This window comes from Paenibacillus violae (assembly GCF_032461945.1).
Lineage (GTDB): Bacteria > Bacillota > Bacilli > Paenibacillales > NBRC-103111 > Paenibacillus_E > Paenibacillus_E violae.
Genome location: NZ_JAWCUD010000023.1, coordinates 1 through 14,407 on the forward strand (window position 1 = coordinate 1; position 14,407 = coordinate 14,407).

Annotated in this window: 12 protein-coding genes and 1 rRNA gene; 3 read left to right on the plus strand and 10 right to left on the minus strand. The window is 50.9% G+C overall.

All coding sequences use genetic code 11. The annotated features are described in order from the left end of the window. From RQP52_RS35165 to RQP52_RS35175, 3 genes are all read right to left on the minus strand, one after another. Nucleotides 1–92 (minus strand): 16S ribosomal RNA (locus tag RQP52_RS35165); the annotation flags it as partial. Between the two features lie 376 nt (nucleotides 93–468). Then, on the minus strand, nucleotides 469–1,689 hold the full coding sequence (locus RQP52_RS35170) for an ABC transporter permease (protein ID WP_315956103.1): 1,221 nt from the start codon (nucleotides 1,687–1,689) through the stop codon (nucleotides 469–471). A 17-nt stretch (nucleotides 1,690–1,706) separates the two neighbouring features. Continuing rightward, entirely contained in the window at nucleotides 1,707–2,447 is a 741-nt protein-coding gene (locus RQP52_RS35175) for an ABC transporter ATP-binding protein (RefSeq protein WP_315956104.1), read from the minus strand. A gap of 390 nt (nucleotides 2,448–2,837) precedes the next feature. Between RQP52_RS35175 and RQP52_RS35180 the strand changes: the two genes are divergently transcribed. After that, nucleotides 2,838–4,259 (plus strand): sigma-54 interaction domain-containing protein, encoded by a 1,422-nt coding sequence (locus RQP52_RS35180; protein WP_315956105.1) that lies wholly within the window; start codon nucleotides 2,838–2,840, stop codon nucleotides 4,257–4,259. Nucleotides 4,260–4,372: 113 nt separating this feature from the next. Further along, nucleotides 4,373–5,809 carry a lysine 2,3-aminomutase gene (kamA, locus tag RQP52_RS35185; protein ID WP_315956106.1) on the plus strand — a complete coding sequence of 479 codons (1,437 nt, stop codon included), beginning with the start codon at nucleotides 4,373–4,375 and terminating at the stop codon, nucleotides 5,807–5,809. Nucleotides 5,810–6,248: 439 nt separating this feature from the next. Here the strand turns inward: kamA and RQP52_RS35190 are convergent, their stop codons facing one another. Genes RQP52_RS35190 through RQP52_RS35220 form a run of 7 tightly spaced genes read right to left on the minus strand, consistent with a single transcriptional unit; the run spans nucleotide 6,249 to nucleotide 13,360 of the window. Further along, complete coding sequence (locus tag RQP52_RS35190; protein ID WP_315956107.1) at nucleotides 6,249–7,667, minus strand: aldehyde dehydrogenase family protein; 1,419 nt, start codon at nucleotides 7,665–7,667, stop codon at nucleotides 6,249–6,251. 15 nt (nucleotides 7,668–7,682) lie between these two features. Then, a complete protein-coding gene (gene gabT, locus RQP52_RS35195) occupies nucleotides 7,683–9,038 on the minus strand; it encodes a 4-aminobutyrate--2-oxoglutarate transaminase (RefSeq protein WP_315956108.1) in 1,356 nt (451 codons plus the stop codon). A 3-nt stretch (nucleotides 9,039–9,041) separates the two neighbouring features. Then, nucleotides 9,042–10,331, minus strand: coding sequence for a peptidase (locus RQP52_RS35200; protein WP_315956109.1), 1,290 nt, complete (start codon nucleotides 10,329–10,331; stop codon nucleotides 9,042–9,044). A gap of 30 nt (nucleotides 10,332–10,361) precedes the next feature. After that, on the minus strand, nucleotides 10,362–11,024 hold the full coding sequence (locus RQP52_RS35205) for a 3-oxoacid CoA-transferase subunit B (protein WP_315956110.1): 663 nt from the start codon (nucleotides 11,022–11,024) through the stop codon (nucleotides 10,362–10,364). Further along, the gene (locus RQP52_RS35210; RefSeq protein WP_315956111.1) at nucleotides 10,991–11,701 is read right to left on the minus strand and encodes a CoA transferase subunit A; all 711 of its coding nucleotides are present in this window, start codon (nucleotides 11,699–11,701) and stop codon (nucleotides 10,991–10,993) included. The genes RQP52_RS35205 and RQP52_RS35210 overlap by 34 nt, the downstream gene beginning before the upstream one ends. After that, nucleotides 11,688–13,055 carry an aspartate aminotransferase family protein gene (locus RQP52_RS35215; protein ID WP_315956112.1) on the minus strand — a complete coding sequence of 456 codons (1,368 nt, stop codon included), beginning with the start codon at nucleotides 13,053–13,055 and terminating at the stop codon, nucleotides 11,688–11,690. Before RQP52_RS35215 ends, RQP52_RS35210 begins: the two co-directional genes overlap by 14 nt. A 41-nt stretch (nucleotides 13,056–13,096) precedes the next feature. Beyond that, on the minus strand, nucleotides 13,097–13,360 hold the full coding sequence (locus RQP52_RS35220) for a YokU family protein (RefSeq protein WP_315956113.1): 264 nt from the start codon (nucleotides 13,358–13,360) through the stop codon (nucleotides 13,097–13,099). Between the two features lie 165 nt (nucleotides 13,361–13,525). On the opposite strand from RQP52_RS35220, the gene ablB reads away from it, so the two are divergent. Next, nucleotides 13,526–14,401 carry a putative beta-lysine N-acetyltransferase gene (gene ablB, locus RQP52_RS35225; protein ID WP_315956114.1) on the plus strand — a complete coding sequence of 292 codons (876 nt, stop codon included), beginning with the start codon at nucleotides 13,526–13,528 and terminating at the stop codon, nucleotides 14,399–14,401. Nucleotides 14,402–14,407: the final 6 nt, after the last annotated feature.

The following is a 14,407-nucleotide window of genomic DNA, read 5'->3' on the forward strand; positions in this document are numbered from 1 at the left end:
CCGCCGCTAAGCACCGAAGTGCTCCGCTCGACTTGCATGTATTAGGCACGCCGCCAGCGTTCGTCCTGAGCCAGGATCAAACTCTCCATAATAGAAAAGCTGATTGTACTCATTGACTTGCTAACGAGATTATTCATCTCATTTATAGTCGATTACTCGACTGTGCTTACTCACTCGTTGTTCAGTTTTCAAAGATCAATGTCTTTCGCTCACTGCCGTGTTACCGAAGCAGCGAAAAGTAATATACCATGTCGAAATTTGATTTGCAAGCTTTTTTTTTAATTCTTTTTCGACACTTTTCTGAGAGCTATTTAACCTGTCTTTGAACGACAGATTAGCAATATACCATGGTTCCAGAAGGATTACAACCTCTAATTAGACTTTCATGCACACAAAAAAAGAACAACGCTGTATGTCTGCAACGTTGTTCTTTTCAACTATAGCTTATTTCAGTGAAACGCTCGCCATTCAATACCAGCTTGTAAATACGGAAGAAGTCCCATAAGCCAAAGGAAATGCAGCTCCAACCATCAGGACAGGTCCCCACCAAGTGAAGAAGGAGATCCCCATACATAGGCTAATCAGGATTAGCGCAGGCAGCACAAGAATAGGTGTCGATAATTGGAGAGCTTGATGCTTCTCTGTATCCTGGATAGGAAATAGCGTTAAAAAGGGTGTCCTGAGCTCGTCCTTACAAAAGGATTTCCTCCAAAATACCAACGCGCACGCGGCAACAATCCAGATCGTAATTTTTAGTGGTCCCGGCATGATAAACATAGCCGCACTAATCAGAGCGGCAAACTGTATCGTTTGCTTCCACTGCGTGCCATTTCTAAAGAACGATTTTACTAACAAATCAGCGATGCCGTTACCAGCGCCTTTCCCTTTAAACAAACGTTGCGAATTTTTGAATAATAGGGGACGCTTTCGCTTCGGTTTTCTTTTTCTCTCCGTAACACGAATTAACATTAAAGAAACAATCCGCATCCGCGAGTCGCGCTCTCTGGCGATATCTGCGAAGAAAGCCCCTTTCTCTTGCAAACGTACTTTGCTCAAGTATACAGCCAATACGAGTAACAGCAGATGAACCGCCCAAATATAAAGTGCGTCCTGACTGACCGCCGTAACCAGCTTTTGATACACAAAGAACAGCCCTGCAAAAGCAACGATCCGCAGCATCCAATGAAGGATTCCCTGCATACGAAGGGCTACCAATTGACGAAGTAAGCCTAAATTAATTTTTAGCAGATAAGTAATCAACCACAGGGCAATCAGCTGAGGTGCACGAAAGCCATACGCCTGAACGAGCAAAGGAAGAAACACAAGCATCAAAAGAAGCGTTGTAATCCCCTGCAGCATAAGGGAATATCTATGTCCGAGTCGCATGAGATGCTGAAACCACCGCCGGTTCTGCCGTAGGAATAGCTGATCGCCTTCCTCAACAAAGTATCGAATGGTCCCGAGCCAAGTGAACACATAGAAGGCCGTTCCAATCATAAACAAGGATATCCAGCTAAACCAAGAAGGTTGAGCCACCCACCAAGAGTAGTATTGATAACCAGCCACAATGATCAGCGGAATGACAAAATAGATCGCAATAACCCAATCTACAGCCATTCGCATCGCTTTATACTGAAAAAACCAATCCGATCGAACGCGCCTAGCAAAAAGCTGAAAACTGTTTTTCAAAATACGGTCCCTCCTTTCTAGAGTAAGGAATGGAAACAATCGAATAATGGCGCGTCCGGCATGCCGCATTGTTGTTGGATGTCCTTCAAGGTTCCGTTAGCCACCAGTCTGCCACCTGACAGAAGCACAAACGAACTGCATATCCGTTCTGCTGTGTCCAGCACATGGGTACTCATCAAAATGCCGGCGCCCCGCTTACGCTCCTCATCTAACATCCCAATGAAATCTTTGATCGCCTTCGGATCAAGTCCAATGAATGGCTCATCCACAATGTACACGTCCGGTTTATTCAAAAAGCCCAGAATCAGCATGATTTTCTGCTGCATCCCTTTGGAGAATTTGCCCGGTAATTGATGCTTCTCGTCCAACAGCCGAAACCTGTGCAAGAGATCATCCGCGCGCTCCAGGAATACGGTTCGATCCAGTTCATAAACGGAAGCAGCAAATTCCATATGCTCCCACAACGTCAACTCATCGTACAAAATAGGATGCTCAGGAATATAGGCGTAGCTTTTTTGCTCACCCATAAAAGAAATTTTCCCTTTAAAATCCTTCAGCAAACCCAGGATGCTCTTCATCGTCGTGCTTTTGCCGGCTCCATTGGGACCTAACAGACCTACAAGTTCACCTTGCCGCACCTCAAAATGAATGTTTTTGATAATATCCGGAACCTCGTCATAACCAGCCTGATCAATATGTACTTCTAATACGGCTAATCGTTCTTCTGACATTACGATCACATTCCCTTCTACCCTCATCCTATATAAGGCATCTTTGCATTTCTGCCGCTTTTTTTCAAGCTATCAATCTCCGATGTATATAATTCTATGATTTGGTCAAATCTAGTATCTATTACTCTATCAATTCTTCTACTAACAAAAAGGAGGTGCTGTACATGAAAACTGACATGAAAAAGAACGTCCTGCTCAATCGCTACCATTTTCTGATGTGGGCAAAAACAGGCGACATGATGTATCTGAAATTAATCGGAACCGCCTTGTCTCATTAATCGAACTCATACCTAACAGCCGAAGCCGTTAAGGGCCATGTCCCTTCGGCTTTTTGTATTTGCAGGTCTTATTCCGCTCTCGCCATCATAAGATGTTAAGTGAATCACGGAACCATCCTTACGCGAGGGGGGATACTTCATGTCCGGGCATAACGAGCATGGCGCAGCTTATTTTGAAAAAATGCTGAATATCATTGATGTCGGTGTTCATCTCATTGACCGTGGGGGAATCACGATTTTTTATAATGATAAAATGGCGGAAACGGATGGGCTGAAGCGTGAGCAGGTTGTCGGGAAAAATTTTTTTGAGTTGTTCCCTTCTCTAACCAATGAAACGAGCACCTTCATGAAGGTTTTGCAAACCGGCACAGAAATTCGCGAGAAAATCCAAACGTACGTCAGCGTCACTGGCAAAAGAATCACCACAATCAACAGCACGTACCCGCTTCTGGAAAATGGAGACATCATCGGCGCTTTGGAAGTGGCCAAAGATATCACAAGCATCGTTCATCTCCACGATCAAATTCTGGACCTTCGGCATCAAATTTACGAGTCCCCCTCCAAAGATAAGAAGCACACAAGCTCCGCCCGCTACCATTTCAGCGATTTAATCGGCACTAACGAAGATTTCCTTCGAACGATTTCTTTTGCCAAAAAAGCATCGCGTACAAGCTCGCCGGTTCTAATATGCGGCCCTACCGGCACGGGCAAAGAATTAGTAGCCCAGAGCATCCATAATGCCGGGGCCCGTAGAAGCCGCCTTTTTATCGCGCAAAATTGTGCAGCTGTCCCCAACGAGCTCATGGAAGGCATCATGTTTGGAACGGCAAGAGGCGCCTTTACCGGGGCCATTGACCGTGCCGGCTTATTTGAGCAGGCGAATGGCGGAACGCTTTTTCTGGATGAACTGAACAGCTTGGATTTAATTCTACAGGCCAAACTGCTGCGCGTGCTGCAGGATGGGCTTGTTCGCCGGGTCGGGGGCACACAGGAGCAGCAGGTGGATGTCCGCATCATTACCGCTATGAATATTGATCCAAAAGAGGCACTTGATAAGGGGCTTTTGCGCAGCGATCTTTTTTACAGGCTGAATGTGGTGAATCTGACGCTTCCTCCGCTCGCTGGGCGCAAAGAGGATATTCCGATTTTGACGAACCATTTTATCGATACGTTTAATGATTTGTTTGGCATGAAAATTACGGGGATAGCGCCAGCAGCCATGCAGCGTTTGCTCGACTATCACTGGCCGGGAAATATTCGCGAACTGAGCCATGCGATCGAATCGACCTACAATATGATGGAGCTGGAATGCGAAATCATTGAAGAGGCTCACCTCCCCGCTTCGATCTTGGGGATCCACCCACTGCGGTATGACAAGCATCATGAAGAGGCAATTTCAACCGGCTTAACCGATAAAGTGAAACAGTTGGAAAAAGAAGCGATTGTGAACGCGCTCACCCGCCATCAATACAATATAACCCTTACCGCTCAAGCCCTCGGCATCAAACGCCAAGCCCTGCAGTATAAACTTAATCGCTACGGCATCGTGAGAAAACCTTAGTCTGTCAGACTCCGTTAGGAGTCTTTTTTGCGTTTTCCAGCGTCAGGAGGAAATGTTGGCATGCTTTTTGCATCTTCTATTACTGAGCAAACATCATTACTGGAGGTGCCAATATGGAACGACGTCACTGGAAGCAAGTTGCGCTATGGAAAAACGTCACGGATGAGCAGTGGAATGATTGGCTTTGGCAGCTGACACATACCATTCGTTCCTTGGATGATTTGAAAAAAGTGGTGAATCTAACCCCTGAGGAAGAAGAGGGCGTTCGCATCTCGACGCAGACGATCCCTTTGAATATTACCCCCTACTATGCATCCTTGATGAATCCTGATGATCCAAGATGCCCGATTCGTATGCAATCTGTCCCTGTTTCCGCCGAATTGCTGAAAACAAAATATGATCTGGAGGACCCTCTGCACGAGGATGAGGACTCTCCTACGCCAGGTTTGACACATCGTTACCCGGATCGGGTACTTTTTCTGGTTACCAATCAGTGCTCCATGTACTGCCGTTACTGCACGCGCCGCCGTTTCTCCGGTCAAGTGGGCATGGGTGTTCCCAAAAAACAATTGGATGACGCCATTGCGTATATTCGAAATACGCCTGAGGTGCGCGACGTTTTGCTGTCCGGCGGGGATGGGCTGCTGATTAATGATAATATTTTGGAATATATCCTGAAAAATTTGCGGGCGATTCCCCATGTTGAAATCATCCGGATCGGTACGAGGGCACCGGTTGTTTTTCCGCAGCGGATTACGGAGCATTTGTGTACCATCATCAAAAAATATCATCCCGTCTGGCTCAACACGCATTTCAATCACCCTTTGGAAATGACGGAGGAAGCAAAAAAATCATGCGCCATGCTCGCCGATGCGGGTGTTCCTCTGGGCAATCAGTCCGTGATTCTAGCGGGCATCAACGACAGCACTTACATTATGAAAAAGCTCATGCATGATCTTGTCAAAATGCGTGTGCGCCCTTATTACATTTATCAATGTGATTTGTCCGAAGGCATCGGCCATTTCCGGGCTCCGGTGTCCAAGGGCCTCGAAATTATTGAAGCGCTGCGCGGACATACGTCTGGGTATGCTGTCCCTACCTTTGTTGTTGACGCTCCCGGTGGCGGAGGAAAAATCGCGCTCCAGCCGAACTATTTGATCTCGCAGAGCCAAGATAAGGTTATTTTGCGCAACTACGAAGGCGTCATCGTTGGGTACCCAGAGCCCAAAAATTATGTACCGGGCCGGGCGGATGAATATTTTAACGAAATCTACGGTGTGGAGAAGCAGCCTGAAAGCACGGGCATTATCGCGCTGATGAAAGATGAAAAATTCAACTTGGTGCCAGAAAACTTGCGCCGGATTGGCAGAAGAAAAGCCTACTCGGAGGCGCCTGAGCACGCCTCATTAAAGGACCGCCGTACTAAGCGGGATGAAATGAAGGATAAGCTGATGAAGGCGCAGCAGAAAGAGAGTAAAGTTGGCGCTTCGGATGGCAGCCATTCCTCGGATGGGCCTGGCGAGGGTAAGGAGCCTGATGCGGAGAGCTGAGCGTGAGGCGAGCGAGGGCGTGAGGAGCGGAGGGCAAGGGCGAAGGCGGAGAGCTGAGCGTGAGGCGAGCGAGGGCGTGAGGAGCGGAGGGCAAAGTGCGTGGAGCGCGTGCGTGAGGAGCGGAGGGCAAAGTGCGTGGAGCGAGAGCGAAAGGGAACTACAGGACGCTATCTGCAGGAAAGAGGCTCTACGACGCGCCGGAGGGAACTACGGGACGCTATTTCCCCGTTTTCGGCTCAAATGCAGGCATTTGAGGCCAAATAAGGACCTGTAGTTCCTCTCAGGAGCCAATTCGGCGGATCGCGCTCGAATAGCGCCCTGGAGTTCCCCTGCATGCGCAAGAGTTCCTGCATAGCGCTAGAATAAACAATGAAGGGGATGCCCTCGGGCTCCCCTTCAACATTTATGGCAACGGACAGGCCGGCGAAGCAGCCCACGCTTACTTTTTAAAGCACACCAGCTTAAGCTCCGTCAGCTCCTCCACGGCATATTTCACGCCTTCGCGTCCTGTGCCGCTCTCCTTGACGCCGCCGTATGGCATGTGGTCCACACGGAAGGTGGGAATGTCATTAATCATGACGCCCCCCACCTCCAACGTTTCGGCAGCGGCGAACGCTGTACGGATATTTTGCGTGTAGATGCCCGCTTGCAGGCCGTACCGGGAGTCGTTGACCAGCCCGATTCCCTCCTCGACGGAGGCAATCTTATTGATCATCACAACGGGAGCAAACGCCTCCCGGCAGGAGATGCTGCTCGACGCAGCAACATGAAGCAGGACTGTCGGATGCACGACATTCCCTTCCTTCTTGTTGCCGGTTGCGACAACAGCGCCGGAGCGCTCGGCATCTGCAATCCACTCCAACGCCCGCAAAACGTCACGCGGAGCGATGACAGCTGAAACATCCGTCTGGGGATCTAGCGGGTCCCCCAATCGAAGCATCTCTGTCTGCTTGACGAACTTCCCGACAAACTCGTCAAACAGCCCTTCATGCACGTAAATCCGTTGAATGGAAATGCACACCTGGCCTGCATAGGAGAAAGCCCCCGTAACAGCCCGCGCGATCATGCTGTCCACATCCGTCCCTTGATCCACAATGAGCGCAGAATTGGAGCCTAATTCCAAAATCACTTTCTTCAGGCCTGCCTTACTCCGTATGGCAATCCCGACTTCCGGGCTTCCCGTGAAGGTAACCGCCTTCACTCTTGCATCCGTCACCAGGATGTCGCCGATGGCGCTCCCGCTGCCGGTTACAACGTTCAGCGCCCCTGCAGGAAGCCCCGCCTGCTGCAAGAGCTCCGCCAAAAACAACGCAGACAGCGGCGTTTGTCCCGCCGGCTTCAAAACGATGGTGTTGCCCGCAGCCAGCGCAGGACCCACCTTATGCGCAACCAAATTCATCGGAAAGTTAAACGGTGTTATCGCCGCAACAACCCCCAATGGCTGGCGGATCGTATACGCCACGCGATCCTCCCCGCCAGGCGCTGCGTCCATCGGAATCGTTTCGCCGTGAATCCGCTTCGCCTCTTCAGCTGCGAACTTGTACGTTGCGATGGTCCGCTCCACTTCAAGCTTTGCCGTCTTCAGCGGCTTCGCTGCTTCAAGCGCGATAATGCGAGCGCACTCATCCGCATTATCCCGAATCAAGGCAGCCAGCCGCTCTAATATTGCGGCGCGTTCATGTGCAGGCATTTGCGCCATCAAAGGTCTGGCCCGTTCAGCCGCCTCCAGTGCGTGCTGCACCTCGGCCGCTCCTGAGTAGGCAATCTCGGCAATTTGTTCACCGCTGTATGGCGAGAATAAGGGCCGATATTCGCCGGCTTCTACCCACCGGCCCTCAATGAATAAATGCTTTTTCATGCTGTTTCCCCTTTTCTAACCGCCGCAGGCCCTGAACGCCGCCTCCAGCACATCAAGGCTCTCAGCGAGCTGTTCGTCTGTGATCACTAGCGGGCTTAGGATACGAATCACATTTCCGTAAATACCTGCACTCATAATGATTACCCCATGCTGATGCGCTTCCTGCAAAATCCGGGCCGTCAACTCCTTATCCGGCGCTCGGCTCACAGGATTTTTCACGATCTCAATAGCACTCATGGCACCCAATGTACGCACATCCCCGATGAAGCTGAGTTCCTGCTGTATACGCCCAAAACGCTCCGTGACGACTGCGCCGATCGTGGCAGCCCGTTCGGAGAGCCGCTCCTCCTCCAGCATCGCAATAACCTGCAGGGCTGCAGCACAACCAAGCGGACTGCCGCCATACGTGCCCCCGATTTCCCCGATCCCCGGAGCATCCATGATCTCCGCTCTGCCGGTCACGGCGCTAATCGGGAGGCCGGCTGCAATCGATTTGGACATCGTCATGAGATCCGGTACAACACCGTGGTGCTCCATCGCAAACATTTTACCCGTACGCCCAAAACCTGTCTGCACTTCATCAGCGATAAGCAAAATCCCATATTTCTCGCATATGGCTTTGACGCCTTGAATGAAACGCGTGGAAGGGATGACAAATCCCCCTTCGCCTTGAACCGGCTCCAGAATCACGGCAGCGACGTCCTCGCCCGGAACCTCAGACAAGAAAAAATCATCAAACTTCTGCAAGATGTAAGCATCGAGCTCATCCGCAGACATGCCGTTAGGGGCACGGTAGTAGTAGGGATATGGCATTTTATAGGTGTCGGGCGCAAAAGGACCGAAGCCATTTTTATAAGGCTTCACTTTACTCGTGAGCGACATCGCCATGTAAGTTCTCCCGTGGAAGCCTCGCTCAAAGGAAATAATAGCTTTACGCCCCGTAAACTTGCGTGCGATTTTTACCGCATTCTCGACAGCCTCTGCTCCGCTGTTCAAAAAAAACGTTTTTTTCGCATGATCACCTGGCGTCAATTCGTTTAATTTCTCAGCAAGAGCGACATACGGCTCATACATCATCACATGAAAGCATGGATGCAAATAATTGTCCAGCTGCGCCTTCAGAGCTTCCACCACTTTAGGCGGGCAGTGGCCGACATTTAAAGAGCCGATTGCTCCAGCCAAGTCGATAAAAGTATTCCCGTCGACATCCGTGAGCAAGGCTCCTTCCCCTTTTGCCGCAAAGGTAGGTACGGTATTGAACGGCCCCCGTGGAATGCTCGCCATGCGCCGCTCCAGCAGCTTCTGAGCTTCCGGACCCGGCAGAGAGGTCTTCATGTCAATGTACGTCGTCCTTCTCTCCTTCACATCCATCCCCTATGCCTCCATTCTGTCAAAACCGCACCAGTCAATCAAGGTTAGCGCGATAATCTCAGCAGCCTTGAACACATCCTCCAGCACAATGTGCTCGTTCGGATAATGCGCCACTTCCGTAATTCCGGGGCCGAAAACAATGCAAGGCGTATCGCCCAGCTGCGTGAGCAAGCCACCATCCGTGCCCCATGGCGATGCTTCGATGACAGGCTCTTCCTGCTTAACCGCGCGAAACTGCTGCATAAGCACTTCCATCAAAGGGTGTTCGGGATCAACGCTGCCCGGCACCCATTGCGCCCCATACCACTCCAGTTCTGGCGGATACTCGGCAAACCATGGATCAGCTTCCTTCAGCTGCTCCAACCAATTCAACATTTCCTCCTTGGCATCTTGCAGCATCTCCTCAGGGGCAACCCCCATGCGACCCTCCAGTTTTACGGTATCTGGAACAGACGAAGGCCAATTCCCGCCTTGAATAACGCCAAGATTAATAGGAATCGGAATCGGGTTGTTCGCATACAGCGGATTAGTGATCCGGGCATTCCTCTCCTTCTCAAGCTCCAGGATATGCTGAATGACTTTGACGCTTTTCTCAATAGCACTCACGCCTTCATACCTTGTTCCGCCATGCGCCGACCGCCCTTTGACTTCAATGCGGAACCACATCGAGCCTTGCTGTTTGGGGAAAATGCGGAAATTCGTAGGTTCCGGAATCAGAGCTGCGTCGGCCCGGTAACCCCTTAGAATAGCCGCCAGTGTTCCGGCCCCGCCGCTTTCTTCTTCCACAACGCTTTGGAAAATAACGTCACCTTTCAGCTTCAGCCCCACACCCTGAATAGCACCGAGGGCTATCAAAAGCGCTGTATTGCCGCCTTTCATATCCGTTGATCCACGTCCATACAGCTTGCCGTCAACCACTTCGCCGCTGTAAGGGTCGTGTGCCCACTGATTCCGCTGGCCTTCCGGCACAACGTCTACATGGCCGTTCAGCAGGATGGAACGTCCGCCTCCTGTTCCCTTCATAACGCCCACAACATTAGGACTGCCTGCAAAATGGCTCCGTGGCGAACAAAAATACGGATGATCCGCAAGCTCCTCTCCGTCCGGCTCCCACATATCCACATCCATTCTCATGCCCCGCAGCTGATCGGCAACGAGCAGTTGAACTTCCTTCTCGTTGCCTTGTGTGCTTGCAATTCGGACCATTTGCTGCAGCAGTGCGGTCCCTGCGTCACGATGAAGCGTGATCCACTCATGAATGCGCTCCAGCAGTTCAGCCTTCGGATTCGGCAATGGAATTCCCTCCTTCTGGTTCGCTTTCCATTATGGAATATAGGTAATATGCTCAGGAATGATTAAAGCCGCTTCGGTATGGCGAACGACGTCATCAACAGTATATGGAGACATAATCTCCTTCAAAAGCAAGCCATGTTCCACCACTTCCATCACGGCCATCTCCGTAATAATCAGTTTCACGCAAGCCCTGGCCGTCAGCGGCAATTCGCACTGCTTCTTCACTTTGGACTCTCCCTGCCGATTGACATGGTTCATGAGCACGATGACTTTTTTCGCTTTCTGCGCAAGCTCCATTGCCCCGCCGATGCCGGCCACCCGCTTCCCAGGCACGATCCAATTAGCCAAATCGCCGCGTTCGCTAACCTCCAGCGCCCCAAGGATCGTAATATCAATGCAGCCCCTGCGAATCATGGCAAAAGCGATGGAGCTGTCGCAATAGGAGGCTCCGTCGACAATCGTGACCGGATACCCGCCCGCGTTGCAGAGAAACGCATCTTCCTCTCCGGGGTTCGGGGCTCCGCCTGCATACAAGATGCCGTTTTCCGCATGAAAAACGATCTGCACACCCTCCGGCACGTAGTCCGCAACCTGGGTTGGGATGCCAATGCCTAAATTGACGGCCATGCCGTTCTTTAATTCCTGAGCGGCCCGTTTCGCTATTCGGTCACGGTTTTCTTTTCCCATACCCATTGCCAGTTCACTCCTTTGCTGAGGATGACCATATCGACAAAAATGCCCGGCGTAACAATGCTTTCAGGGTCCAGCGCGCCAAGAGGCACAATTTCATCCACCTCGGCAATGGTAAATGTCCCTGCCATCGCCACGAGCGGATTATAATTTCTGCCGCTTTTATCATAAACAAGATTGCCGTAAGGGTCCGCCTTCAAAGCATGAACAATGGCCACATCGGCTGTCAAAGCCGGTTCCACCAAATACGTACGCTCCGCAATTGATACCGTCTCCCTGCCTTCTCCCATCATCGTCCCGACACCAACGTCCACCAGAATGCCTCCGAGGCCGACTCCGCCTGCTCGGATTTTCTCCGCCAGCGTACCTTGCGGGTAAAAAACGACCTCCATGGTGCCGTCTTCCATCATTTGACCAGCGTTAGGATTGGAGCCGATATGGGAAGCAATCACCTTTTTCACCCGTCCGGCGGTTACTAAACGGCCAATTCCGATATGAGGAAAACCGGTATCGTTGCCGATAATCGTTAAGTCTTTGACCCCTTTGCTTAAAATGCCATCGATCAGCGTTGGTGGTGTACCGATACCGCCAAACCCGCCGTACATAAGCGTGCAGCCGTCATTAATCGCATGAAGTGCCTCTTCCAAGCTCTTCACTTTGCTCAGCTCAGATCTCTCCATCTTTGCCACCTCCCTCCGACTCCCTGGTCAACTCATCCGCAACTTCCCGAATCGCTTCCTCCAAAAGCTGTACGAGCTGATCAACTTCCGCTTCCGTAATGACCAGAGGCGGCGCCACAATAATGGCGTCCCCAGCCCCATCCACAGCGCCAGCTGCGGGGTAAACGAGCAGGCCTTTTTGAAAGGCTTTATCTATGATTCGGGAAGTGATGCCCTCCACAGGTGGGAACATCGTCTTATAGTCTCGATCTTGGACGAACTCCAGGGCCAGAAGAAGCCCTCTCCCCCTGACATCGCCAATGATTTCGATGCCATCCGCGATTTGACGCAGTTTAGCTAGCAGATATGCACCCATGCTTCGAGCTGACTGAGCTAGTTGATGCTTCAGGGCGTAGTCCAGCACTGCTAGCGAGATGGCGGCCGACTGTGGGTTGGCACTGTACGTATGGCCGGCCATTATGCTCTTGGAGCCTTGCAAAATAGGCGCCATCACGTGATCTTTAACCAGCGTTGCAGCCATCGGTGTGTAACCGGCGCTCAAGCCTTTCCCCAGTGCGATCAGATCGGGCTCTACGCCTTCATGCTGCATGCCAAACATTTCACCCGTACGAGCAATGCCGGTCATCACTTCATCGGCGATAAATAAGATCTCATAGCGCTCACAAATCTCTTTGATTTTCTTAAAATAACCCGCAGGCGGCACAATCGCTCCTCCGGCAGCCCCGACTACAGGCTCTGCAATGAAGGCAGCGATATGCTCGGCGCCGATTCGTTTAATCGCTGTTTCCAAGTCGTCTGCGCACGCCAGCTTGCAGGAAGCTGCGTTCATTTTGAACGGACACCGATAGCAATAGGCGGGAGCAACGACTGGGAAATCCTCTAACAGCGGTATAAACCGCCTTCGTCTAAGTACATGGCCGGACATCGAAAGCGCGCCCATGGTGATGCCATGATAGCTCATCCTGCGTGAGATCACTTTGTTCTTCCCCAAGCGGCCCTTCTCTTGCCAATGCTGAATGGCAATCTTCATCGCCGTTTCCGTCGCTTCAGAGCCGCTGTTCACGAAGAAGGCCCAATAGTCGCCCCCTGGCGCCAAATCGCTCAGCTTCTTCGCCAGTTTCTCTGCCGGTTCACTTGTGAACTGTGAACGGTACACAAAAGATACCTTACTCGCCTGCTCCATCATGGCATCGATAATGTCTTGCACGCCGTGCCCGATGCCGGCCGTCACGGCCCCTGATGAGGCATCCAGATACGCTTTGCCCTGCTCGTCGTAGAGGAACACCCCTTTGCCATATTGAATCGTGGGATAAGGATGATCCAGTACCGGCTTGATTAAATGCTCCCGCCCCATAAGGCACCCCCGCTAATCAGCCATCACTATCGTTGTTGATTTTATTTCAAGAACATATTTTTGACCCGAGGAGCTTTCATCAGATCTTCATAGTGAAAGGAGCTTCCGAGCGCAGAAACATCATGCCAATACAGCAACTCTTCGATCTGCTGGGCAGTGCCTTCCAGCACATACGTTCGGCAGTTCGCGCACTCGATCGCGGGTACGTTCAAAATCTGTACAGCCATCCTCCCGTCCGGCATGATCCAGTAGCAATCTTTTACCCCTTCACGGACATCTTCCGTTTCACACCACATGCACTGCATAAGCGCTCAGCCTCCTTCATGAGATATGGTTTGCGTTACGACTGCTACTGCCTAATAACGAAGCAAAATGCATGCCAACTTTGGACCGACACCCCCAACTATTGCAAGGCTAATCTAATGGATCGAAGCATATAACCATGGTAAGAAGAAGGAGGGGACTGCCAGATGCCTAATCAAATGCCAAATGATCGGCCAACATCCCGTTTGGAAGTTGAAAGCGGCAGTGATTATACGGTAAGCTTTTACCTCGATTTCATGAACAAAAGACTGCGGGTAGACGACTATCAAGGCAATGTCGATGCCATCTACGATCGAATAGCCGACGCAGCCAAAAGCCATGCGCTGACCAAGGTTTTTATCAAATCGCGAGAGCAGGATTGGCAGATCTTTTTAGGAAAAGGCTGCATGCTAGAGGGCATTTACAAAGGATATTTTCATGGCATGGACGCTTACTGTATGGCGTTTTATTACGATCTGGGGCGGCGGAGCAGCGATTATTGGATGGAGGAGGATTGCATTTTGCATCAAGTGCTAGCGCTTTCTCGTAAACCCGTAATGCCCGTCATACCGGAACCTTTTACCCTGCGTTTAGCCTTGCTCAAGGATGCAGAGCAGCTGTCTCATTTGTACAGCCAGATTTTCCAAACCTACCCAACACCCATGAACGATCCGCTTTATGTTGCAAAAACGATGCAGGAGGGGACGATTTATTATCTCGTCGAATCGCAAGATGAGCTCATTAGCGCCGCTTCCGCTGAAATTAATGCGCGATATGCCAATGCGGAAATGACTGATTGCGCCACACTGCCTGCCTTCCGCAACAAAGGGCTCATGCGATTATTGATGCATGCTTTGGAGGATGAATTGATCGCTCGCCAAATTAACTGTGCCTACTCGCTGTCCAGAGCTCTTTCCTTTGGCATGAATGCCGTTTTCCATCAAATGGGCTATGGGTATTACGGCAGGCTGACGAAAAACTGCGATATCTACGATAAATATGAGGATATGAATTTATGGGCCAAAACCTTAATCAAGCCATAACCCTTT